Genomic DNA, 24155 nt, shown 5'->3' on the forward strand with positions numbered 1-24155 from the left:
TCATCCAATCAGTGCTTTATAAGCAGTCTCATCGAGCAACCCTTCAAGTTGCGATTCATCCTGCAATGTCATTTTCCAGAGCCAACCTTCTTTTTCAGCTTTTTGATTCACTAATTCAGGATTATCTGCCAAAGCCTCATTTTTTTCGACAACTTCACCATCAAGAGGCGCATAAACATCTGAAGCCGCTTTAACCGATTCCACAACAGCAGCAGCATCTCCTTTAGAAAGGAGCGTTCCCTCTTTTGGCAAATCAACAAAAACCAAATCTCCCAACTGTTCTTGAGCATAATGTGTAATCCCAACAGTAACGACTTGTCCTTCAACACTGAGCCATTCGTGATCTTGTGTAAAATAAGTTTTAGACATAGAAAATTATCCTTTAAAATAACGTTGTTCAACAAAAGGAAGTGAATGAACAGACAGTGCAGTCTTTTTGCCACGCAGCTCTGTAAAGACTTCTGTTCCCTCAGTTTTGCACTCAACAGGAACATAACCCATCGCTACAGGACCATCAAAAGAAGGACCAAAGCCACCTGACGTTACCACCCCAATCTGATGACCCTCATGATCGAAAAGCACAGCCCCTGCACGAACAGGTTGACGCGTTTGTGGTTTTAATCCAACACGACAACGCTTAGGTCCTCTCTCAAGGGCTTCAAGAAAAGCCTTTGCCCCATAAAATTGTGCTTTTTCTCGAACGGCTTTAGGAACAGCCCATGTCAATGCTGCATCAATAGGTGTTGTTTCAGCTGTAATATCATTGCCATGTAAGCACAAACCTGCTTCTAACCGAAGGCTATCGCGTGCGGCAAGACCAACCCACTCGACACGAGAATCACTCAGAAATTTTTCAGCCAATGCATGCGCTTGCTCTATGGGGAGAGCAATTTCAAAACCATCTTCTCCCGTATAACCAGAACGCGTTATAAACCAATCTTGTTGTGGCTCAAATCCTTGCATAAACAACAGTTCATTACCAGGCACCCCAGCATCAACCATAACCGCTGCCGCTTCTGGACCTTGCAGAGCAAGCAGCACTCTTTCAAGAGCGATGACTTGACACTCAAAACCAACAGCACGCTTCTCAAGCTCCGCAAGATCAGCCTGCGCATTGCCAGCATTGGCGACCAGCATAAAACGACACTCTGCCAAACGGGTAATGATGAGGTCATCAAGAATCCCAGCCTGCTCATTGAGCAAATAATTATACCGAGAGTGACCAATTTTTAACAACGCGGCATTAACAGGAAAAGCATAGGATAAAAATTCCACTGCTTGTGTCCCCTCAACGGCTATTAATTTCATATGAGAAATATCAAAAAGCCCTGCATGCGCCCGTGTATGAAGATGCTCTTTCATAACCCCAAGAGGGTAAGTCAAAGGCATTTGCCAACCGGCAAAAGCACCAAATTTGGCTCCTGCTTTTTCATGTAATTGCTGTAAAGGAAGTGTTTTTAAAGAAGATGTTTCAAATTCTTGTAATGTACCCATAATATCTCCAAAGTCGCACGAACAGCCACACAATATGGCTGCCTCTGCACCCTTCTGTTACAAACCTGAGAGACTCGCGAAAAGACCTTTCGCTTACACCTTCGGCGCGGACCTTCCCGACTTTCCAGATCTGCCTTTGTCCTTTTACGGTCCTTAGAGCCTGAGAGATTATGGGCTATTTTCCCCTTCGGCGGCAGATGCGAAAGTTCGCAATCTGCACTCTCCCGCAAAAGAATGAAAGAAACGACAACGTCCTTTCCGGCATATTTTCACCTATAGTCTATCTTTGTTACACTGTCATCAGTAAAGTGATGAATGTACTCTCATTTTTTAACTTGCATAGGCTGTTTTAAAAGATTTATAATGAGGATCTTTTGAGTATTATGAAAATCGTAGATAGCCACTCTTCAGGAAATAAGAAGAATTACATCAAAGACCGTAAATAAAGCTACAACTTGAAAAAGTGCAAAATATCACGCACTCAAAAGGATCATAAAGCAGTATCCCTCTTGTGCAACTATAACCCTCACCACGGAGTTTTACATCTTTTAATTAAGGAAAGATTTCAAATATTTTATAATCATTTTAAACGCATAAAGGGTTTATTTTTTCTCTCTCAATTTTTTGGTCTCTCAATAGTGTCATAAATTACGGCTATTTACATACCAAACTTCAACAAACAAAGGTTACAAGATACTCATGAAAGCGGGCAATGTCCATTACAACTGCGAAAATGATCTACCCAAGCAAATTGCTCTTTTTCCTTTAGAAGGAGCACTTTTACTGCCAGGTGGTTTTTTATCACTCAACATTTTTGAACCAGAGACACTCGAAATGGTGGAAAATGTTATGGTATCCAATCGTTTATTAGGCATCATTCAGCCACTTTCATCACAGACAGATCGTTTCTCCAGCCCGCTTTACAAAATAGGCTGTATAGGGCGCATTACAAACTACAATGAAATGGGAAATGGGCATCTTTTCATTATCTTACAAGGTGTTTGCCGCTTCACCTTAGAGCAAGAATTGGTAGATACAAAACCCTATCGAACTGCTCTCATTCGATCCAACATAAAAGATTTAGAAGAACCTGAAATTACAGAAAATATTAATCGAGAAAACCTCCTCGACATTGTTGAAAAATATCTTACCATCCATGAAATAGAATACAATTGGGACAGTATCATACAAGCACCAACGCCTCTCTTGGTTAATGCTTTTTCAGCTCTTATCCCCTTTACACCAGCAGAAAAACAAGCTCTATTAGAGGCTTCCGATATTGGCATCCGCGCCCAAACTCTACTTGCTTTAACAGAGCGCTCTCTTATGAAACAAATAGGGTCAAATTACCATTTAAACTAATGAGTGCTCAAACATGAAAAAAATGACCACAGATCCTAAAATGCTTGAATTACTGGTCTGCCCAATCACAGGCGGCACACTCTCTTTAAACCGGGAAACGCAAGAATTAATTTCCTTCAAAGCAAATCTTGCCTATCCTATTCGTGACGGTATTCCGATTATGCTTACCTCAGAAGCGCGTCCTTTAAAGGACCGTGAAAAAGCAACGTATAAAAAATAGACAATTTTCATTCAATTTTTGTAGAAACCTGTTCTCAATCCCTTCTTCATCAAGCGGGATTCTTGTTTAACTTTGTTTTCTCAATATTTGCTCGTTCTAAAAAAGTAATTTGGTAACATGTTGATACCATCATTCTTTCTACCAACGCCCAACGTTTCACCTACTCCAAGACGGTTCACAAACAACAGACTAATCCATTAATATTAAAGATTTTTTATTTCTGAAAGCAAAGGAAGATCCTCCTAATACTGAAGAGAACATAAAAAAATAATGAAATTCATAAGAGTTAAAATTTATATAGAACCAATAAGAGTCAAATGAAGGCTCCTATGAAATCAATATGTCGACCAAAAATAGAGCAAATTGATAGGAAACAGGATAAGGTGAGAGATCATTTTATGATCCATGCCACTACCCATAATCTTTCTGAAGGTACAATGACCGTTTTGTTTTCGTAAATCCTTTTTAATGAAAAAAATTGACTAAAATCCCTTTAAAACAGCAATCCTACGTTACAGCGGTTGCACTTTAAGTTGAGACAAACCAATAAAGCCAACGTATCTTCATTGTGATTGACGATCTCAGGAAATTACCCTATGAATTCAACCAGTGGTTTTGGTCGTATACGCAGCGATCAATAGGGTCTGGAAGCCTGAAAAACTCGAACATAAAAATGAACCCGCTTGGCGGGTATCCCGGAAATTCCGGGGGCTCTTGTTATGTCCAAGTGCTTTAAGCACTAAAAGCAAGAGGCTGATTCGAGTTCAGTTCTTCCAGACCCCGGAATACTAATGCGAGGGCGCTCGCACCCGGTGGGGGACAAAGTGCAAGCTAAAAATCCACATTTTAATGATATTTCTATAGGCCAAAAAATTCGCTTCAGAAGAAACATCCTAGGGCTTTCTCAAAAACAATTAGGCAATCATTTAGGCATAACATTTCAACAAATCCAAAAATATGAAAAAGGCTTGAACCGTGTAGGAGCCGGACGCTTACAAGAAATTGCTCATATTCTAGAGGTTCCCATTTCCTTCTTTTACGCAGATATCGCAACACAACAAGATGGCACATACCACCATGATGAAAGAATAACGAGCAAAACCGAATATCAGCTTTTAAAAACTTTCAGAGTCCTCAACCCTGAAAAACAAAAGGCAATCTTGCGATTGGTTTCTGATTTAACGTGAAAGAACCATATTTTTCATAATTTTAGTGAGCATTTCTTAAATGAACATCTTTATAACTGAACTTATTACATGAAAAGGAGTGCCACGAAGTAAAAAGCAGCAATGATACTTAATTCCTTTGGATCTGCGGAAGAAAACTTAAATCAATGAATGAAAAAAACGCACCAATACAATGCGTGACGCAATCTTTGTAAAATGCAAACATTGCAAGGGAAACAATTGACAGAAGATAAGCACTTCACTAGATTGAAGCGCTGTCAAGAAGAAGTTTATATGGCTTGGCATAAAATATTCAAGCTTTCTTAACCCTTAGCGACCAAGAGGAGAATACATTAACAAATGAACCGACACGTACTATTTGTAGGTTCAAATGAGTGTCCACAAAAATGAGATCTCTGAAACCAACAATATCATGGAATATTCCTAGACAACTCGCCCTCTTATAGGGTTTTCTAGGGAAAAAAATGAAGAAATACAGGAGTATGGAAAAATGAGTTTTAAAGTTGCAATTGTTGGCGCAACTGGAAATGTTGGTCGTGAAATGCTTGCAATTCTAGAAGAGCGTGGTTTTCCTGCTCATGAAATTGTTCCTTTAGCATCACGACGCTCCTTAGGACAAAATGTGTCTTATGGTGATAAAACTTTAAAAGTAAAAGCACTTGATAGTTATGATTTTTCTGACACGGATCTTTGCCTTATGTCTGCGGGCGGGGCTATTTCCAAAGAATATGCCCCTAAAATTGCTGCCGCCGGATGTGTGGTCATCGACAATTCATCGACTTGGCGCTATGATTCCAATGTCCCATTAATTGTGCCTGAAGTAAATGCCCAAGCAATTGATGCATTTTCCAAGCGTAATATTATAGCAAACCCTAATTGTTCAACAATTCAACTTGTTTTAGCATTAAAACCTCTCCACGATGCAGCAATTATTAAACGTGTTGTTTTATCCACTTATCAATCGGTTTCTGGAGCTGGAAAAGAAGGGATGGATGAACTCTTCGAACAATCACGCGCTGTTTTTGTTGCAGATCCCATCTCATCAAAAAAATTTACCAAACGCATTGCCTTTAATGTCATTCCTCATATCGATGTTTTCATGGAAGATGGTTATACGAAAGAAGAATGGAAAATGACGGTTGAGACGAAGAAAATTCTTGACCCTAAAATAAAATTAACAGCAACAGCTGTTCGCGTTCCTGTCTTTATCGGTCATGCTGAAGCTGTTCATGTTGAATTTGAAAAACCACTAAGCGCCCATGAAGCACAAGCACTTCTACGCGATGCACCAGGTTGTCAAGTTATCGATAAACACGAAGATGGTGGTTATACAACGCCCTATGAAAGCACTGGTGAAGATGACACCTTTATTAGCCGTATCCGTGAAGATATCACTGTTGAAAATGGTTTGGTTTTCTGGGTTGTCGCCGACAATTTAAGAAAGGGGGCAGCATTGAATGCAATTCAAATTGCTGAATTACTCATTTTTCGTAATTTGATAAAACCCAAAAAAGCAGCCTAAACAAAAAAACTGAAGCCTATTCATGTTGATTTTGAAAAGGCACCAAGCGCGGTGAAGCATAAGTGCTTCATCGTGACGTGTTTAGTGCCAAATTATCGACAAGTACGCAGCACAAAGCGTTTTTTTGCTTCATGCTGCTGTATTTTGTCACCCCAATAACAATGAACTTTACTTTATCTTTATGGAGAAGGATAGGTTACAATACGGTAACGCGTTTCATTTCGTTCAAAATTTTTGTAATTGACATCATCCGGAAAAAAAGGGTTGTACGCGTTCACGTGCTCTACCGATACCCCCTGTGCCTTTGGGGATGGATTCAAAATTGTTCGTTCATCCCTTTTTTTAACACCTGTGGAATCAATAATCATATCGGTTCTATACATTTCTTGCATATTTTTACGTATTTTCTGAGGCAGCGTAAGAGTTTTAGGTCTCAAAACAGTCTGCTTTCCTTGTTTCTTTTGTGCTTTTACCATGGAATTTGCTTTTGCATGCATATTTGGAAAAGAAATCACAGGAACATTATTAACATTGACATAACGTGCAGACGCCCAACCAACTCTTCCATTATAACGAAGAGAACACCAAGCTTTATTGGAGAGACAACCGTTAATCTGTACTTTTGCTCCCATTGGAACGGTTGCGATAGCTTTATAAGTTTTAGCTGGGCCTGCACGTAAAACCATCTGACTTTTTTCTACACGTGCAACTGTTCCAATCGCCGCATGAGGAGCAGCCATTGCTAGCCCTGATCCACTTAAAGCTAATAAAACCCCACCAAAAGGCAATAAACGCATGGTGGTTAATAAAAATTTCTTTTTAAACATTATTTTTTCCTCTCCAGAATATAAAAGGCAAAATATTCGCCTTCACAAAAATTTGCCGTGTTTAAGTCAAGTGGAGATCAATTCTTAGTCTTCTTAAAAATCCACTCCATTTTGAGAAAAACTCTCTTAGCTTTATCCTCTATCGCTTTTACACACACGGGCTCTTGTCTTGATTGTGCAATATTCTCCATTTACCTCGTGGATTTACTGCTAAAACGTTATCTGATCGCTGAGCTATTCAGCCAACCTTCATGTAAAGAAGTTTTGAAACCGCCTTTGGTTCCCCCAACAAAGGATTACGATACAAGAATTTGTTGCCTGAATTTTAGAGAAGAGCTTCCAGAAAATAATGTCTTTTCTTAAAAATGCTTACGGTAGAGGAAAATAATATTCTTTTTTGCATAAAAACGATTGAATATTCTATAAAGCTTTTATAGTCTTAAATTCCTCTAAAGTAGCAGTATATTAAATCTTTCCTCAAAAAAATCTTGGAAAAGAAAGGCAAAAACACATGATATTAAAGAAATTATCTTGGAGTACCACACTTGGATTACTCCTTTCTCTCTTTGTACTCTTTTTGTCTCCAAGCTTTTCGATGGCAGCAGATAAATCCAACATCAAACTCGGTGTCATGGAAGGACATGAGGCAACTGTTTGGAAAGTTGCTGCCGAACAAGCAAAAAAAGCAGGGTTAAATATTGAACTTGTTTATTTTTCTGATTACACTCTGCCAAACGACGCCGTCAATGCAGGGGATATTGATGCAAATGCTTTCCAACACACGCCTTATCTTAATAATCAAATTGAACAGCGGGGTTACAAACTTTCCGTTGTTGGATATACATTTATTGCCCCAATTGGTGTCTATTCTCACAAAATAAAAGAGCTAAAAGAGCTCCATGATGGAGCCCATGTTGGCATTCCTAATGACCCATCAAATGGGGGAAGAGCTTTACTTCTTCTCAACTCTCTAGGTCTTATTAAGTTAAAAGATCCTCATGATATTCTTGCAACACCACTTGATATTGTTGAAAACCCTAAAAACTTGCAAATTCGTGAATTAGACGCCGGTATGTTAGGGCGAGCACTCAATGATTTTGACATTGCGGTTGTAAACACAAACTGGGCTTTGGTCTCTGGATTAAGTTTAGAAAAAGATGCTATTGCATGGGAAAAAGCGGAAAATAACCCTTACAATAATATTATCGTCGTACGAACTTCTGAAAAAGATGAGCCATGGGTCAAAAAATTAGTTACTGCTTACAACAGTGAACCTGTCCGTGCAAAAATCAAAGAAATCTTTGGGCCAGCTGCCCAAACATCTTGGTAATTGCGCTGAATATTTTGGTAATTGTGCCCAGTAATTTGGTAATTATGCCAAGTAGTTTGGTAGTGATGAATGGAAAAACCCTCTCTGATCTCCTTAAAGAATGTCAGCCGTTGTTATAGCAACACGGCTGGCTTTCCAGCAGTTGATAATTTATCTCTCAATATCCATGCCGGTGAAATCCTTGGCATTATCGGACGCAGTGGAGCAGGAAAATCAACACTTATTCGCTGTCTCAATGGATTAGAAAAAATTGACTCAGGAAACATCTTTTTTGAAGGAATAAATATTTCAAATTTATCAGAGACGCAATGGGCCTCTTACCGTCAACGTATTGGTATGATTTTTCAACATTTCAATCTTTTGTCATCAAAAAATATCCTTGATAACATTGCATTACCCCTTACATTGAAAGGGATAAACAAAAAACAACGCCATAAACGTGCTCTTGAACTTATTGAACTCGTAGGATTATCTGGTAAAGAATACTGTTATCCAGCGGAACTTTCAGGGGGACAAAAACAACGTGTTGGGATTGCACGGTCTCTCGCCGCTAATCCCAAAATATTATTATCAGATGAAGCAACCTCTGCTCTTGATCCTGAAACAACACAATCCATTTTAGAACTTCTTGCTGATATTAATAACCGCCTCAATCTTACGATTGTGCTCATTACTCACGAAATGGAAGTTGTGCGCACCATTGCACATCGCGTTGTTGTCCTCAATCAAGGACGCATTGTGGAAGAAGGACTTGTGAAAGATATTTTCACATCACCACAAGAAGAAACAACCATTGCCATGCTCAAACTCGTTACTCCACAACTTCCTGAAAAATTTGCAAAAAATCTTAAACCGATCGGTCACGAAGCTGTCATTGAAATTAATATTGCCGGTGAAATTGCCCAACAACCTTTTCTCCATCTTCTAGAAGATGCAATCGGTTTAAGAGCACGTATTCTCCATGGTGGTATTGATACAGTTCAAGGCGAAACCATCGGTCGTTTATTCTTAGGTCTTCCAAGCCAAGATAAAGAAGCGTTAGAAAAAGCCGTTAAATGGTTGACTGAAAAAGGGCGCTATTGCGAGGTTTTAGGTTATGTTTAATATTCTCTCTCATGAACTCTTCAAAGCCCTTTTTGATACACTCTTGATGACAATAAGTGCTTCTTTTATAGCCCTCATTATAGGACTTCCCCTTGGTCTTCTTCTTTATACCACAACACGTGGAGGGATTTTTGCTTCCTGTCTCATCAATCGCCCTTTGAGTATTATTATTGATAGTCTTCGTGCCATTCCGTTTATCATCCTTGCATTTTACCTCCTCCCACTTACACGGATGGTTGTAGGAAGAGGTGTAGGCATGCCTGCTGTCATCTTTGTCCTTACTATTTCAGCTATTCCTTTTTATGCACGAATGGCAGAACTCTCCTTTAAAACCGTTGAAAATGGCCTCATTGAAGCGGTTCGTTCTATGGGGGCAAGTCGTCTTCAAATTATTAGGCATGTTCTCATTCCTGAAGCACTCCCTAGCCTAATCACAGGCTTTACAGTGATGATTATTTCTCTTATCGGAGCCACTTCACTTGCTGGATATCTTGGCGGAGGAGGTTTAGGGGATATGGCGATCCGCTATGGCTATCAACGTTATAATACCCCCATCATGACAAGCGTCATCATCCTTTTGATCATTCTCAATGTCGTCACCCAATGGTCCTCGGATAAAATTGTGCAAAAACTTGATAAAACAAAGCATTAAAGCACTTTACAGGTTTGCGTCCTTCTCACCAACCATAGCCACAATAAGCCACTGTGCGGTGAGAGCAGGCCTTTTTAACTGTTCAATTTCTACCGTTACACCATAGTGAAAAACAACGCGACCAGAAGGACGAATTTCGGCATCATTTAAAACAAAACGAGCGCGTATCCGTGCGCCTGTCTTCACAGGACTCATAAAACGCACTTTATCAAAACCATAATTAATGCCCATAGTTGCCCCTTCCAACTCTGGAAGAGCCTCATAAGCCAGCGTAGACAAAAGCGATAACGTTAAAAAGCCATGAGCAATCGTACCACCAAAAGGGGTTTTTTTTGCTCTTTCCTCATCAACATGTATCCATTGATGATCATCTGTTGCAGTCGCAAATTGGTTAATCATATCCTGCGTAACAAGGCGCCATGAAGAGAATCCCATTTCTTTCCCAATAAAATTGACGACATCTTGGACTGCTATTTTTTGCTGCATAACGCTATTCCTGTTTTATTTGACAAAAGTACCCCACCGCTCTTGCTTTTATAAAACCCATTAATTAGAGCATCAATAATAAAAGATTCATTGCTTTAAAAGTAAATGCGCTTTAAATAAAAACACCCCCTAACACGGTAGTTTTTAAATGAGAAGAAATAATGGCAAGCAATGTCAGCCTAACAGGTTTAGCACGTGATTTAAAACAGCGTGCAGAAAATCACCAGCCTATCCGTATTGGACTCATTGGTTGTGGTGAAATGGGAACAGATTTGCTCTCAACTGTCGCTCATATGGATGGCATAACAATTGCGGCTGTTGCCACCCGAACACCATCACGTATTTTTGATGCCGCTCTGTTAGCCTACGGAGAAGATGGCCACGCACGCGAAATTGAAAATGCCAATGCCTTAACGCAAACCATTGAGAAAGGTTTAATTGCCGCCACAGATGATATTGACCTTATTTTACGTCATGAACAAATCGATATTATCGTCGATGCAACAGGCTATCCTGAAGCTGGTGCAGAAATTGGTTTTAAAACATTTGAAAACAACAAACATCTTGTCACCATGAATGTTGAAACCGATGTTACAATTGGCGCTTATCTAAAACATGAAGCAGAAAAACGAGGCCTTGTGTATACACTTGGTGCCGGTGATGAACCAACATCTTGCATGGAGCTCATTGAATTTGTTTCAGCCCTTGGACATAAGATCGTTGCAGCTGGAAAAGGTAAAAACAATCCTCTTATTTTTGATGCCACACCTGATACTTATGAAGAAGAAGCATCACAACGCAATATGAATGTGCGTATGCTCGTTGAATTTATTGATGGTTCCAAAACAATGGTTGAAATGGCAGCCATTGCCAATGCAACGGGACTCCTTCCCGACTGCCCAGGAATGCATGGACCACAAACAGCACTCCAAGATTTAAGCAAAGTACTTATTCCCAAACAAGATGGCGGTATTTTAGAGAAGTATGGTGTTGTGGATTATTCGATAGGTCAAGGCGTTTCTCCAGGTGTTTTTGTCATTGCAGAAATTGCACACCCACGTCTACGCGAACGGATGGAAGATTTAAAAATTGGTCAGGGACCTTACTTTACCTTTCATCGTCCCTATCATTTAACGGCAATGGAAGTCCCCCTCACTTGCGCACGGATCATGCTTTATGGGAAAAAAGATATGGTACCCCTTAGCACTCCAGTAGCAGAAGTTTGTGCTGTTGCTAAAAAAGATTTACACCCAGGTGATCAATTGGATTTCATTGGTCTTTACACTTATCGTGCTTGGATCATGAACAAGGTAGAAGCGCGCACGCACCAAGCCATTCCCTGTGGACTTTTGGAAAAAGCAACAGTGACCGCTGAAATCAAAAAAAATGAACTCATTACAGTCCATAATACCGCTATTCGTGAGGATCAGTGGATTGCACGCCTTCGTACAAAACAAGACACATTACTGAATTGTCTTTCCTCTACAAGTCTATAAACGAACTCTTCTCAACCTTTTTACTTATAAAATCATGATAAGCTGCAAAAAATAGCAGACTCTACCCTTTGAAAATAACTCCTGAATGATTTTAAATCTTCCACTCGTATATCTATAGAACAGCTCATATATATTTCATCCCTCTCTTCAGATCAGTACAAATGCTTCTCCAAAGAGACCTTTTCTCCACGAATGATCAACAAAATACACCAAAAAGAGAGGAATTCCGATGAGCGATAAAAACAACCCTATGTGATAAAAAAAATAACCCTATAATGGACGCTACAGCACCAATGAGATTCCCCCGTTAGTAAAGAAGACAAAAAGATTATAAAACCGACACCACCCCAAAACGCTTTAAAGAGAAATATTTTTCCAAAAGCAAATCCGTCTTTCCCCTCAGCATCACGAATAACAGCCATCTTTATAGCCTCAATACCTGCATTCTTTCCTGTTGCTGCTATAGCAGCAACAGGTGCTCCTTCCTGAAAGCGAGCTTCGTGCTGTTCGCATAACTCTCGACAGTTTGTACAAAACGAAGAATAAACCCTGTTAGAATGTACAAACAGATATGAGATCTAAATACTTTAATTACAGCCCTCTCTGCTCCTCTTTTACTTCACTGAAGAAAGTGAAAGAATACTTACAGATATAAAAACAAAAATTTATCTATTTATCGCTCTATACAAATGATATATTTACGTATTTACAGAACAAATTATAATACATTGTGTATTTAATGTAAATAGTAAAAAGCATAATATACAAATTTGCAACATAAAAAATAATTTATCAAATAAATGACTAAAAATTAAAAGAAATAATTATTATACGTTTTAGAATTATAGCGAATAAAAATAAAGACTATTGTTCATTTATGTTTTGTCATCAAAAAATAAGAAGATTTATTTTTATAAAAGAAAAAATTAAACACATCTTAAGTCATTTGAGATATAAAACAAAAAATATTCCCGATGATAAAGCAACAAAGATCACTATAAATGTAAAGGGCAGAAAAACATTCTTCCTTTATCTTTACTTTCTTTACCAGCGCTCTTTATCCTTATTCTGGTAAAGATACACTACCAAAATGGTCAATCCCCTTCACCTTTAAATTAAAACATGGCTTTCTTTATAAAAGAACCAATTGGTTTGTTCTCTTAATGGTTACCTCACAAAAAACCATACTTATAAGCATCTTAATCGTCCAAATCATTATCTCTTTTAGTGAACACGCAAAGACCTCTTCAATCCCATCACATTCACTAAACTTCCTTTAATAATCCACCGTACTCTCTCAATTTCTTTGTCATTTACTAAAATGACAAAGATCTTCTTAAAAGTCGTATGGATCAAAAAACATTGTACCATTTTAATGCAACCATCTATAAAATGTCATAAAGTCTCTTCGCAAAATTTTAATTTGAAATCTAAGTTCTCTCATCACTCTCTTTTTCATAGCAACAGCCGCCCATGCCCCCTTCCTTTCAAAGGAAAACTTGCCTTCTATAGTAGGCAAGATATTGATTGATAATCATAATTAATCTTTTGCCTGTTGAATGAAAATCCTGAAGATCGTTAAGAGTCTCTCATTTTAATCCTATCTATGGTGAAGAAATTAAAACCATCCCCTTGCACATCACAAGGGGGATGAGCGTGTGGATAAAAACACGGAGAAGAAAGCAATAAAAATGCTTCTTATGAAGCTTCTTAACGCAAGAGCTGTCGCAAAATTGTAAACGAGTCAATAGAATATAAAGCTCATCATCCTCAAATCTTAGCTTTTCAAAAACAGATGTCTCATCGGCAATTTTCACAAAACACACCTCATCTTTAAACAATGATAAAGCGATATTGCAGCAAAGACTGAAAGATTGTTTCAAGCGTCTCTTCACTGTTTGTAACAAAGCACTCATTTTCTCTTTTCTAACTCTGATGCATGAAAATACTCTTGTTTGCATTTTTTCCGGAGATAGATTAAAATTAAGGAAAATACCTTCAATTTCTGATCACTTTACATTTTTTTGACTTCTCTTTTGGATAATGAGTTTATGGTATCCGATACGCCTTTTCTTGCTCTTTTACCCTTGGGCGCCCACGAATATCACGGAAAACACCTCCCCTTTGAAACCGACTGGATTATTGCTGAAGCTTTTGCAAAAGCCCTCACCTTACAAACAAGAGAGCAATTTGATATCACGCTCTTACCTGTTGAAAAAATTGGCTATTCCGTTGAACATATGGATGTTACAGGCTCAAAAACGCTCAGCTTTTCTGACGCGATCGAACGCTGGATAAAGATTGGTGAAAACTGCTACCATAAGGGTATTAAACGTTTTCTTCTTCTCAACGCCCATGGAGGCAATTCACCTTTAATGAACATTGTTATTACCGAATTACGGCGACGTTTTGCCATGCTTGCCGTCGCAACCAGCTGGAGTCGTTTTGGCCTCCCGCAAGGTTTAATGGCACCCTCTCAACAACATCTTGATATTCATGGAGGATTTATTGAAACCTCCTTAATGCTTTATTTAGCACCAGAAAAAGTGCAAATGGAGAAGGCAAAAAATTTTCACAATAAGCAAGCTGATATGATTGCCCATTATCGATATTTACGTGCTTATGGTCCTCATGCCTTTGGATGGACAATGCGTGACCTTAACCAACAGGGAGCAGCAGGCAATGCAAGGGAAGCAACAGCTCAAGCGGGTGAAGCAATTTTCTCTCATGTCCTTTGTGGGCTTCGTGATTTACTTGATGATATCAAGAAATTTAAAATAAACGCATTACGATAAAAGGCACCCCTCATGGAAAAAAAACAAAATATGCCCCATAAAATTCCCGTTACAGTTCTCACAGGTTATCTTGGCTCAGGAAAAACCACTCTTCTCAATCGCATTCTCAGTGAAAACCATGGCAAACGTTATGCAGTTATTGTCAATGAATTTGGTGAAATTGGCATTGATAATGATCTTGTCGTGGAATCCGACGAAGAAATTTATGAAATGAATAATGGCTGCGTTTGCTGTACCGTGCGCGGCGATCTTATTCGTATTCTGGAAAGCCTCATACAACGCTCTCACCGCTTTGATGCAATCATTATAGAGACAACAGGACTTGCTGATCCTATTCCCGTTGCACAAACTTTTTTCATGGATGATACTGTCCAAGAAAAGACCGCTCTTGATAGTGTCATAGCAGTGGTTGATGCAAAACACCTCCCCTCTCAACTTAAAAAGAGCCGTGAAGCTGAAGATCAAATTGCCTTCTCTGATATCATTCTTTTAAATAAGATTGATCTTGTCACTGCACAAGAACGTGCACATGCTGAATCGCTTATTCTTGCGATTAATCCCCAAGCTGTACTTTATGCAACAGAGCGCACGAATATTCCTCTTGAGAAACTTCTCAATCTTGGTTCCTTTGATCTACAACGAACTTTAGAGAGTGATCCTCATTTTCTTGATCCCCAACATGCCAACCATCTCTGTGGTCCCGATTGCAATCATGATCATCACCATCACCACCCATCCGCCATTCACGACATTACAATTACTTCTGTAAGTTTAAAAACAGGTACGCTTCAACCAGAAAAGTTTTTTCCATGGATTCAACAGGTTACGCAACAACAAGGTCCTGATATTTTACGTTTAAAAGGAATTATTGCCTTTCAAGGAGATAATGATCGCTATGTTATTCAAGGCATACACATGATTCTTGAAGGACAGCATCAACGTCCATGGCGTGAAGATGAAAAACGGGAAAGCCGGCTTGTTTTTATCGGCCGCACCCTTGATGCCGAAAAATTGAAAACTGGTTTTGAAAATTGCGCATAAGTGAGGTATAATGCCAAGCACCACCCATTATAATCTTCAAAATTATTGTCTTTCCTGCGGTTTTATTGACAACAAACCAACTTTCGTTTCAGTAGAGGGTCTCATTGTTTTTTTAAACCCAATCCCGCAAGTCATTGAAATTCACCAAGGAATAATTTCAAGTCATTTTGCCTCCGATAACACAGCGATTATCACTGGTGGAGAAGACGGAAAAGCCTGTCACACAACAGCAGATGGTCATACAGAAGTCCTAGGGCAACAAAAAGGTAAATGGATAAACAAGGTTACTTTTGGACCACGGAAAATTTTTGCTTATTCCTCCTCACGTTTAACAGTGGCAAATATCGGTAATGGGCTACAAGAACTTACGCATGAACGCAGTGTAGAAGGTCTTGCATTTGCTCCAAAGGGTTTACGCCTTGCCGTTGCCCATTATAATGGTGTTACCCTGCATTGGCTCTCCACGCAAGCACCTCCAACCACACTGGTATGGAAAGGGGCACACTTTGATGTCACCTTCTCACCAGACAACCGCTATGTGATTTCTAGCATGCAAGAAAACGCCTTACATGGCTGGCGTCTTACTGATAATCAACATTTACGCATGAGTGGCTATCCAAGCAAGGTCAAAAGCTGGTCTTGGAGCGCAAAAGGAAAATGGCTCGCAACATCAGGCGCCTCAGCAGCCATTGTCTGGCCCTTTCATACGAAAGATGGCCCCATGGGTAAAGCACCACTAGAACTGGGCACGCGAGCCAATGCACTGGTCAGCACCGTTTCCTGTCATCCAAGCGAAGACATTGTTGCAATAGGCTTTAATGACGGAATGATTTTATGTGCACATTTTCACGATAGAAAAGAAATTCTTCTAAAAGATTGCGGGAAAAGCGCTATTTCAGCGCTAAATTGGGATAAAACGGGACACAATCTTGCCTTTGGTAGCGAAAACGGTGAATGTGGTATCATCAACATCTCTGTTTAAGAAAATAGCAATAACCATCACAGCTAATAGCAGCACAATCCTCCACAAGCAGTTGGGGCCACCCTTTTCCTCTTAAAAAAAGAGACACACTCACACAGCGTTTTCAATCACACACCCCAAAATCTTAGATTGCACCCTTTTTCATCAAGACAAAAGAACCCGTAGAGAAGACAAAAGAGATTTTAACAAACAAAAAGGCAGCATTTCCTGCTGCCTTTCGGAGAAAAGGACCTCTCATCCTTTGTCAAAACAAGTAACGAAGACCAGCCGAGAAACTTGCTCCAGAAAACCCTGCTTTTGTCAGTCTATGCTGATAATTTATATCTCCATGAAGTGCAAATTTTGAAGATAATTTGGCATTAAAACCAGCTCCTACTTCTAGCGAAGAACCAAAAGCTCCTAACGGAAATTTATCTTTGAAATGCACAAATTGCTTTCCTCCAAAACCATGGACAAAATGAAGCTTTCCATTGAAAGAAATAACGCGCTCTGCTTTGGAAGCAGCAAGTGTCTTAGTTAAACGGCCACCAACACGCATCACCCATTGATGAAGTTTTCCCATTTCAATATCAAAACCATCAATATCCGATGTCTTATCAAATTGCAGATTTTGATAAATAACCTGAACTTGCGGATCAAAAATAAGATCTTTATACTCTGTTATAAATGTCTTACCACCAACGAATGAAGCATTGAAAGGATTTCCCTTCAATGTTGCCGTCTTCCCCCTTTCAAGGGTCATAACATCACCCTTAAAAACACCATAGGAAAGAAGACCATTGAGATAAAAGCCCGTATCCTGCTGTATATTACCATATGCCGTAACAGACCATTTATCAAACGTATTTTCTTTACTCTGGATAACATCCTGAGGTTGTAGAGACATTTTCCCATAAGTCCCCATAATTCCAAAGCTTGTAGAATGATGCATACTCTCAACAGTTGAGAGCGGAAGACCTACCTCTACAGCATTATAATTTAAATTGCCTCCAAAGCCATATTCAAGCGCAGAAAGATCTGAAACATAACGATGTCTTCCACCATAACCCCATACAAAAAAAGGCGGATTCTCGCTCTTTTTCGAAAGTCCTCCAAGAATAGTACGTAAGACCCCCACCTGTTTGTTTTGACTGTTAAGATCCATTAAACCAGCCTGAAACAAAGCATTTGGCAAGAAGAGATAAGTTGGAACTTGTGGAACAACCGCTCTCACACCTAGATCAGGATAAAGAACAAAATCCTCAGAACCGGTTCCAATAGAACGAGAAACGCGCCGACGAACAACCTTCTTTTTCAACTGAGAAGAACGCTGTATATATTCAGCTTCAAGACGAAAATCCCAAAAATCTCCATAATTCTCAATCGACTCTTGTCCAACCAGTCTATTTTCCTCTTTTGCTTTCCCAAACGAGGAACTTGGACCATAAGCTGTAAGACGATATCGATAAGGTGCTCCTCTAAGTGCTACGTAACCATTGGCTAATTTAAAAGAATCTTGCGTCGCTTTTCCATAAACCTGAATAAGTGAAACACTCTGACTATCTCTTTGCTCATCTTTGCTCAGATTCTTTCTTTTTTCTGAATCTCCTGAGACTTCTACGACATGCACTTTTGTGGTTCCATCGACACCACCATACATTAAAATTTTATCAGCTTTTATCCCCTTGTTTTGGCCCCTTGTCTCCAAAGACGCATTGACAACAATACGTGCATTCCCCTTAGCAACGTAAACATCATCTGAGTGGCTCTCACCTAATTTTCCGATATGAAGTGTCTGATAATGACCATCTTCTGGTTTTTTGAAAAAAATGGAGCTATCAGTAAGCTTTATAAAACGAAGGGATGAATCTGCAGATTGTGAATCTTTATATTTTTTCCGTGGTGTTACAGTCCATTGCGATCCATTAGATAACTCAAATTCGGCATGAGAACTGCTATCAACACGTGTTCCGCCGACAAGAAAAGAAGCATCAGCTTCAATCCCGACGGCAGAGTGATTCTTAGCTTCTAACAACAAATCAGCAACGATACGTGATTTCTCTGATGCCCTAATAACAGGAACTCTCCTCGCATCATCAACATAAATAGCGATACCATGCGGAACTTGCAAAGTGCTCTTCTTAAACTGAAAATCCCCTAACCTAGCAAGCACCTCTCCCTCTAAATATTCATAATCTGACAGTCCTCCCTGAAAATAGAGTCCTCGAGCTCCATGCCCCTTAATAGTAATCTTTGAGTTTTCAACAACAACCTCAGACATATTGAGCAACTCTAACGAAGACCTATCATTAGCAAAAACTGCTGGTGCACTCTCACCCACGAAACCATAAACATGAGTGACCTCCACTTGACTGTCCTTAACAACAAGAGAACCGCCTTGCTTCACACCAAAAACTGCTTGGCTCACGCCATTACCAAGGCTATCCCCTTTCTTACCATTAACAGTATTTTTGCCATTTCCAGTTATCGAAACCTTATCCAAAATAGTTACCATCTTTGGCTGCGCAAGCACCTCTGACACAATGGAACCCGCTTTTTTTAATTGTAACGTTTCACCCAACTTTAAATCCGCCTGTTTCTCCATCTTAAGAGCTATATTTTCAGACTTTTTTATGATTACAGCATCAAAAGAGCCCGTATTAACAAGATCTCTATAAGACCCGTCAACAACCCCTTGCACTTCGCTACCCCCACATAAAGACGACTGAAGAGAATGACACGAAGAGGCATCTTGTGCCTTAATATCTATATTATGGATAAAGAAAAAAACGGACGTGGTAAGAGCACATAAACAGACATGAGATCTTAATATTTTTATTATCATTGACTATAAACTTTCTTCTATTCCCCTCATAAAAAAACAAAGACGACCATCTCCTGATTGCCAGATTATGTTTTGGTTAAATAATTCGTTTTGGATTATATGTAAAGTTAAAATCAAAAAAACAACACAACAAAGACACGGTTTGTTCTTATAAATTTCACAAAGAATGTATTAAATATAAAGCTACGATTAAAAATGATATTTTAATCCACCATAAAATGTAGTCTAGAAAAACAAACCTTGATAAGCTTACGCTGATAGATCACATCATTATGAAATATAATCTTTAGAGACAGTTGTGCACAAACACAAAATCCAGTTTCTATAAAAGACCCAGAGTCCTTGGCAAGCATCTCCTAAATGATAAATTCTCTATCACCAAAATCATAAATAAAATGAATTTTACCATGGTAAAAAATAATATATTCTTCCCCAGTTAAAGCCATCAATATCATGTACCTTATAAAACTGAAGATTTTGATGAAAAACTTTATCCGTTAAACAAAAATTAAACTTTTACACCCCCTCATAAATGCTTTAGTAGCAGTTAAGGGACCATTCTGGGATCACTTCCTAATGCTGTTAATGCTATTGGCGTATCCCGTGCAAGAGTGAATACATCCCCATTAAAGATCATAAGATAACAGAGCATCTATATAAAGGCCCATATCATGGTGTATCCTACCGTATGCTGTGCTCTCCATTTATAAAATGATTTTCTTGGCTTTTTTGATCTCTCGAGGCTACAAAGAATGTTGTCCCCCTAACCCTTCAAAAAATGTAATATTATATGCGCTTTCAATATTTTTCAGCAAAATTCCAGCCTCTATGGTATGATAACCAAGCGCCTCTCCATAACCATATTCGAGGATAAAAAGAGCGAAGTATAACGATGATTAGCACCAACAACCCCATAGAAACAAAGAAGTATTTTTGCAATGACTCTTTGTATTTCTTAGCCATCTTCTCCTTCCTGTAAAAAAACACCATGTAAAACAACTTTACCACTTCCTGCTGTTTGAACCCCAATACCATTTGTAAAATCAATCCTTCCCGCTTTCATTTCAATTTTCACACTGCATTGGCTAAAAAGACTGATCGCATCAACACTTGTCCTCATTTCTGAATTATTTAAAAGAATAAAAGATTAGTTACCAGCTACCCTAACCCCCGTTCGAGTTACGTTAATCGCCCCTCTCACATCTCAAAAGCTTCTCCCTCATCAACATCGACATCAATCAACACATATTATTGAAGATGGAATTGATTAAAGAAACACGCTCCTGCGTTAATACTTGTACAGCTGTTGCCCAAGAGCTTTTTCCTGAATGATCATTTGCATTCGCAATATCGTTAATGATTATCCTGTCTGCTCCAATGACTATATCCTCCTCCAATACCTCTATGGCTGAATCAGAGCTTTCACCAGTGCATGGATAAGTTTTATTGAAAATTGCCTGTTCTTTATCATCACCACATCGATAAAATGAAGCATTTTCGCACTATGGAAACTACTTCTTCCAAGCAAGCTGACCATCAGCATCTGCATTATTTACAAAGACAAAGAATAACCATCATAAAACGACAGAAAGAGAGGTGATTTTTAAATATTTTAATCATAATTTTACGACAAATTTTTTCCCCTTTGCGCTACAAAAGAATATGCATTATTCAAAAGACACAGAAAATATAGATAACGGCATATTCATCCCCAAAACCAGTTCTTCAAAAACAGCTTATCAATGCACACAGATCGGAAAAATCATCACAAAAAGCAAAGCAACCAGGAAGCATTTCAGTATTTTTAAGGTATGGAAGAGATTTGTTTTCAAAATTTCCAGCCAAAGCAACTAACAAAAAGAAAGAGCCATAAACTCTACTTATAGCTCTTTAAAGAATTGATTAAAAGACGATCAAACTAGAAGTGATAGCGCAATCCGCCTGAAAAACTAACTCCAGAAAAGCCTGCCTTGGTAAGTTTGTGTTGATAAACCAAATCAGCATGAAGGGCAAACTTTGAAGACAATCGGGCATTGAAACCCACTCCAGCTTCTAGAGAAGAACCAAAAGCTCCCAACTGAAAAGCATCTTTGAAATGCACAGTTTGCTTTCCTTCAAAACCATGAGTAAAATGCAGCTTTCCATAAAAGGAAGCCTCATGATCCCTCTCAGAGGCAGACAACATCTTCGTCAAACGTCCACCAACACGGACCATCCATTTGTCAAGTTTTCCCAATTCAATATCAAAACCATCAACATCATGAGCCTTATCAAACTGAATATGTTGATAAACAACCTGAACCTGCGGATCAACAACAAAACCTTCATATCCCATTGCAAACGCTTTACCACCAATCAAGGAGGCAGTGAAAGGATTGCCCTTTAAGGTTGCTGTTTCTCCTCGTGCAAGGGTGAGAACATCACCTTTGAACAAGCCATAGGAGAGAAGTCCATCCACATAGAAGCCTGCATCATGTTGCATGCTGCCATATGCTGTAGCAGTCCATTTATCAAATGCACTTTCTTGGCTTTGTTTAACATCCACAGGTTGTAGAGAAAGCTTTCCATAAGACCCCATAATTCCAAAGGATAGAGCACTGTCAGCATTTTCGATTGTTTTCAGCAAAAGACCTGTCTCTAAAGCGTTATAGGTAAGATCACCTTTGTAACCATACTCAAGTGCGGATAAGTCTGAAACATAACGGTAACGCCCACCATAGCCACGCACAAATGAGGCAGGCTTTTCATGAATTTCTACCATTCCACTGGAAGTAGCCCGTAATACCTCCAACTGTTTGTTTTGATTGCTAATATCCATTAAACCGGCATGAAATACGCTATTTGGCAAAAGAAGATAGGTTGAAACTTGCGGAACAACAGCCTTAATCTCTGGTTCTAAACGAGGTTCAAGAGAAGGACGAAGCCTAGAACTAGGATCAGAATTCAATTGAGTATGAGCATCAATATATCTATTTTCGAGACGAAAATCCCAAAATTCACCGTGACCTTCAACCAATCTTTGAGCAGGATTTGCTCTGCCTAAATCAGAGCCTGGACCATAAGCATAAAGCCCATATTGATAAGGCAAATTATCCAACGCAATATAATCACCCGCTAATTGAAAAGAGCCCTTCTCGGCTTTTCCAGAAACCTGAATAAGTGAGATCCCCTGATTGTTTCCACCCCCCCCTGTACCTCCTCCAGGGCTCCCTGGCATGCTTTGTACATGGACGGTTGTTTTTCCGTCAATATCCCCATAGATTAAAAGACGATCAGTTTTTTGATCTTTAAGAGCGCCCCCTTTATCCAAATATGTATTGAGATAAAAATGCGCATCACCTTGCGCCTTATAAACGACACCCGATCCTTTTCCAATGCGGAGTGTTTGATAATTCCCAGCTTCGCTGGACTTTGGTTGTTCAAAAATAAGAGAACTATCAATAAGATGTAACAACGAAATTGATGAATCACCTATAGAGCGAGAAGGAACAGAATCGTGCAAACTTTTATTTTTGGGTCGCGTTAAAGTCCATTTTGCCCCTTTTGTTAACCGAAACTCAGCATGAGAACTTTCATCAACATGAGCCCCCCCTACAAGTGTAGAAGCATACATAGCTGCAACCTTCACAAAAGCCCCCTCTTCAGCCTTTAACAATAAATCTCCAGAAAGTTCAGAATTATATAGGGCTTTAACAAGCGCACCAGATTCTCTACTATAAATAACCACACTATTTGGAACTTTTAAAACAGTCTCGTACAAATGAACACTTCCTCGTTTAGGCAAGTCCCCTTCCGGCAAACTGCCGAATAATTGACCAGTTTCGCCGAAGAAAGTATACACCTTCTCTTTCTCTTTATCTTTGTAATTATATGTGCGCTCTTGCTCACCAAAAAAATGCAATCCATAAGACGCATTCCCCTCCACTAAAACAGTAGACTTAAAAATATCAATATTGCCAAAAATTCCCTGAAATGAAACACCATGCGCATTAGAAACCTTAACTTCTCCTTCCTTAAAACTGATATAACCATCCTCTCCGGATGTCTGAAAAGCTGAATTTTTACTATGGTCACTTATACGCATCACCCTCTCACCCTTTTCGATAATGGACATCCCCTTCAAAGTGATAAGCCCTCTATCTTTCATTTGAACCGCAACGCCCTTTGTAAACTCAATCATACCCTTTTCTATCTGAACGGATCCCGAATTATCGGCCACGATACCATACTTCCAAAAGCTGTTATCCGAATCCGCTGGATTTAAAGCATCCTTAATCGTTACATCCTCCCCTTTAATACGCGTTCCGTCTTGAGATGCTTGTATGGCAACAGTTCCATCTTCCTTTCCATCAGTTTTCTGATACGTTTTTCCACTAATAGAGTGTAATTTACCATCATTACACTGATAAAATGAAAGCGTGCTATCACATGCAAATTTATTTGCATCATTTTGCATCTTACCATTAACAACAGCGCTTGATCGCACCTCAGTAGCAGCCTCAGCTTGTACCCTTGCATTTGCATTGGGCAGGAAAAGAAAAACAGCTGTTGTTACAACACACAAAGAGAGATGACTTTTAAATATCTTGACCATAATTCTACCGTAAACTCTTTCTCAGACTCTATAAAAGCAGGCATCGCACCCAATGACATTTATACTTTTAATACATATCGTTCAAAAATGCACGCAAAATTAATATGTTTTGTGTTTTATGTAAATATGAAATAAAAAATTTAGAAACCACTGAACAGAAATCTCATCCAGTTAAAAAAATTGAAGTAGGGAAGGCATTTAAGATATGCTAAATAACTCTCTCTTCAAAAACGCTCGTA

Annotated in this window: 18 protein-coding genes and 1 riboswitch; of the genes, 11 read left to right on the top strand and 7 right to left on the bottom strand. The window is 39.1% G+C overall.

The window, feature by feature from the left end:
* Positions 1-369: a glycine cleavage system protein GcvH gene (gcvH, locus tag AC0QT4_RS05645; RefSeq protein ID WP_473200741.1), complete on the bottom strand. Its 369-nt coding sequence runs from the start codon at positions 367-369 to the stop codon at positions 1-3.
* Positions 370-375: 6 nt separating this feature from the next.
* Entirely contained in the window at positions 376-1494 is a 1119-nt protein-coding gene (gene gcvT, locus AC0QT4_RS05650; RefSeq protein ID WP_473200742.1) for a glycine cleavage system aminomethyltransferase GcvT, read from the bottom strand.
* Positions 1495-1631: 137 nt separating this feature from the next.
* A riboswitch (glycine riboswitch) is annotated at positions 1632-1731 on the bottom strand.
* A 462-nt stretch (positions 1732-2193) separates the two neighbouring features.
* Here gcvT and AC0QT4_RS05655 point away from each other — a divergent pair.
* The 4 genes from AC0QT4_RS05655 to AC0QT4_RS05670 all read left to right on the top strand — a co-directional run bounded on the left by AC0QT4_RS05655 (position 2194) and on the right by AC0QT4_RS05670 (position 5785).
* Positions 2194-2856, top strand: coding sequence for an LON peptidase substrate-binding domain-containing protein (locus AC0QT4_RS05655; protein ID WP_473200743.1), 663 nt, complete (start codon positions 2194-2196; stop codon positions 2854-2856).
* Between the two features lie 13 nt (positions 2857-2869).
* Positions 2870-3076, top strand: coding sequence for a Trm112 family protein (locus AC0QT4_RS05660; RefSeq protein ID WP_473200744.1), 207 nt, complete (start codon positions 2870-2872; stop codon positions 3074-3076).
* Positions 3077-3867: 791 nt separating this feature from the next.
* Complete coding sequence (locus AC0QT4_RS05665; protein ID WP_473200745.1) at positions 3868-4263, top strand: helix-turn-helix domain-containing protein; 396 nt, start codon at positions 3868-3870, stop codon at positions 4261-4263.
* Between the two features lie 490 nt (positions 4264-4753).
* A complete protein-coding gene (locus AC0QT4_RS05670; protein ID WP_473200746.1) occupies positions 4754-5785 on the top strand; it encodes an aspartate-semialdehyde dehydrogenase in 1032 nt (343 codons plus the stop codon).
* 179 nt (positions 5786-5964) lie between these two features.
* On the opposite strand, the gene AC0QT4_RS05675 is transcribed toward AC0QT4_RS05670, so the two are convergent.
* On the bottom strand, positions 5965-6612 hold the full coding sequence (locus AC0QT4_RS05675; protein WP_473200747.1) for an SH3 domain-containing protein: 648 nt from the start codon (positions 6610-6612) through the stop codon (positions 5965-5967).
* 511 nt (positions 6613-7123) lie between these two features.
* Here AC0QT4_RS05675 and AC0QT4_RS05680 point away from each other — a divergent pair.
* The 3 genes from AC0QT4_RS05680 (at position 7124) to AC0QT4_RS05690 (ending at position 9698) form a co-directional block, all read left to right on the top strand.
* Entirely contained in the window at positions 7124-7942 is an 819-nt protein-coding gene (locus AC0QT4_RS05680; protein ID WP_473200748.1) for a MetQ/NlpA family ABC transporter substrate-binding protein, read from the top strand.
* A 69-nt stretch (positions 7943-8011) separates the two neighbouring features.
* Complete coding sequence (locus AC0QT4_RS05685) at positions 8012-9046, top strand: methionine ABC transporter ATP-binding protein (RefSeq protein WP_473200749.1); 1035 nt, start codon at positions 8012-8014, stop codon at positions 9044-9046.
* Positions 9039-9698 carry a methionine ABC transporter permease gene (locus AC0QT4_RS05690; protein WP_473200750.1) on the top strand — a complete coding sequence of 220 codons (660 nt, stop codon included), beginning with the start codon at positions 9039-9041 and terminating at the stop codon, positions 9696-9698. The genes AC0QT4_RS05685 and AC0QT4_RS05690 overlap by 8 nt, the downstream gene beginning before the upstream one ends.
* Positions 9699-9704: 6 nt before the next feature.
* Here AC0QT4_RS05690 and AC0QT4_RS05695 read toward each other — a convergent pair whose 3' ends face one another.
* On the bottom strand, positions 9705-10184 hold the full coding sequence (locus tag AC0QT4_RS05695) for a MaoC family dehydratase (RefSeq protein ID WP_473200751.1): 480 nt from the start codon (positions 10182-10184) through the stop codon (positions 9705-9707).
* 161 nt (positions 10185-10345) lie between these two features.
* Here AC0QT4_RS05695 and AC0QT4_RS05700 point away from each other — a divergent pair, with 161 nt between their 5' ends.
* From AC0QT4_RS05700 to AC0QT4_RS05715, 4 genes are all read left to right on the top strand, one after another.
* A complete protein-coding gene (locus tag AC0QT4_RS05700) occupies positions 10346-11680 on the top strand; it encodes an NAD(P)H-dependent oxidoreductase (RefSeq protein WP_473200752.1) in 1335 nt (444 codons plus the stop codon).
* Positions 11681-13731: 2051 nt separating this feature from the next.
* Complete coding sequence (locus tag AC0QT4_RS05705) at positions 13732-14475, top strand: creatininase family protein (protein ID WP_473200753.1); 744 nt, start codon at positions 13732-13734, stop codon at positions 14473-14475.
* A 12-nt stretch (positions 14476-14487) separates the two neighbouring features.
* The gene (locus tag AC0QT4_RS05710; protein ID WP_473200754.1) at positions 14488-15516 is read left to right on the top strand and encodes a CobW family GTP-binding protein; all 1029 of its coding nucleotides are present in this window, start codon (positions 14488-14490) and stop codon (positions 15514-15516) included.
* A 10-nt stretch (positions 15517-15526) separates the two neighbouring features.
* Positions 15527-16498, top strand: coding sequence for a WD40 repeat domain-containing protein (locus AC0QT4_RS05715; RefSeq protein ID WP_473200755.1), 972 nt, complete (start codon positions 15527-15529; stop codon positions 16496-16498).
* 244 nt (positions 16499-16742) lie between these two features.
* On the opposite strand, the gene AC0QT4_RS05720 is transcribed toward AC0QT4_RS05715, so the two are convergent.
* The 3 genes from AC0QT4_RS05720 to AC0QT4_RS05730 all read right to left on the bottom strand — a co-directional run bounded on the left by AC0QT4_RS05720 (position 16743) and on the right by AC0QT4_RS05730 (position 23916).
* Entirely contained in the window at positions 16743-19322 is a 2580-nt protein-coding gene (locus AC0QT4_RS05720; protein ID WP_473200756.1) for an autotransporter outer membrane beta-barrel domain-containing protein, read from the bottom strand.
* A 955-nt stretch (positions 19323-20277) separates the two neighbouring features.
* Positions 20278-20442 (bottom strand): hypothetical protein, encoded by a 165-nt coding sequence (locus tag AC0QT4_RS05725; RefSeq protein WP_473200757.1) that lies wholly within the window; start codon positions 20440-20442, stop codon positions 20278-20280.
* 798 nt (positions 20443-21240) lie between these two features.
* Complete coding sequence (locus AC0QT4_RS05730; protein WP_473200758.1) at positions 21241-23916, bottom strand: autotransporter family protein; 2676 nt, start codon at positions 23914-23916, stop codon at positions 21241-21243.
* Positions 23917-24155: the final 239 nt, after the last annotated feature.

This window comes from Bartonella sp. EBT8, from assembly GCF_055796165.1.

Bases quoted from the DNA above. Each gene is read 5' to 3' on its own strand.
- gcvH (WP_473200741.1), bottom strand. From the start codon at position 369: ATGTCTAAAACTTATTTTACACAAGATCACGAATGGCTCAGTGTTGAA.
- gcvT (WP_473200742.1), bottom strand. From the start codon at position 1,494: ATGGGTACATTACAAGAATTTGAAACATCTTCTTTAAAAACACTTCCT.
- AC0QT4_RS05655 (WP_473200743.1), top strand. From the start codon at position 2,194: ATGAAAGCGGGCAATGTCCATTACAACTGCGAAAATGATCTACCCAAG.
- AC0QT4_RS05660 (WP_473200744.1), top strand. From the start codon at position 2,870: ATGAAAAAAATGACCACAGATCCTAAAATGCTTGAATTACTGGTCTGC.
- AC0QT4_RS05665 (WP_473200745.1), top strand. From the start codon at position 3,868: ATGCGAGGGCGCTCGCACCCGGTGGGGGACAAAGTGCAAGCTAAAAAT.
- AC0QT4_RS05670 (WP_473200746.1), top strand. From the start codon at position 4,754: ATGAGTTTTAAAGTTGCAATTGTTGGCGCAACTGGAAATGTTGGTCGT.
- AC0QT4_RS05675 (WP_473200747.1), bottom strand. From the start codon at position 6,612: ATGTTTAAAAAGAAATTTTTATTAACCACCATGCGTTTATTGCCTTTT.
- AC0QT4_RS05680 (WP_473200748.1), top strand. From the start codon at position 7,124: ATGATATTAAAGAAATTATCTTGGAGTACCACACTTGGATTACTCCTT.
- AC0QT4_RS05685 (WP_473200749.1), top strand. From the start codon at position 8,012: ATGGAAAAACCCTCTCTGATCTCCTTAAAGAATGTCAGCCGTTGTTAT.
- AC0QT4_RS05690 (WP_473200750.1), top strand. From the start codon at position 9,039: ATGTTTAATATTCTCTCTCATGAACTCTTCAAAGCCCTTTTTGATACA.
- AC0QT4_RS05695 (WP_473200751.1), bottom strand. From the start codon at position 10,184: ATGCAGCAAAAAATAGCAGTCCAAGATGTCGTCAATTTTATTGGGAAA.
- AC0QT4_RS05700 (WP_473200752.1), top strand. From the start codon at position 10,346: ATGGCAAGCAATGTCAGCCTAACAGGTTTAGCACGTGATTTAAAACAG.
- AC0QT4_RS05705 (WP_473200753.1), top strand. From the start codon at position 13,732: ATGGTATCCGATACGCCTTTTCTTGCTCTTTTACCCTTGGGCGCCCAC.
- AC0QT4_RS05710 (WP_473200754.1), top strand. From the start codon at position 14,488: ATGGAAAAAAAACAAAATATGCCCCATAAAATTCCCGTTACAGTTCTC.
- AC0QT4_RS05715 (WP_473200755.1), top strand. From the start codon at position 15,527: ATGCCAAGCACCACCCATTATAATCTTCAAAATTATTGTCTTTCCTGC.
- AC0QT4_RS05720 (WP_473200756.1), bottom strand. From the start codon at position 19,322: ATGATAATAAAAATATTAAGATCTCATGTCTGTTTATGTGCTCTTACC.
- AC0QT4_RS05725 (WP_473200757.1), bottom strand. From the start codon at position 20,442: ATGAGGACAAGTGTTGATGCGATCAGTCTTTTTAGCCAATGCAGTGTG.
- AC0QT4_RS05730 (WP_473200758.1), bottom strand. From the start codon at position 23,916: ATGGTCAAGATATTTAAAAGTCATCTCTCTTTGTGTGTTGTAACAACA.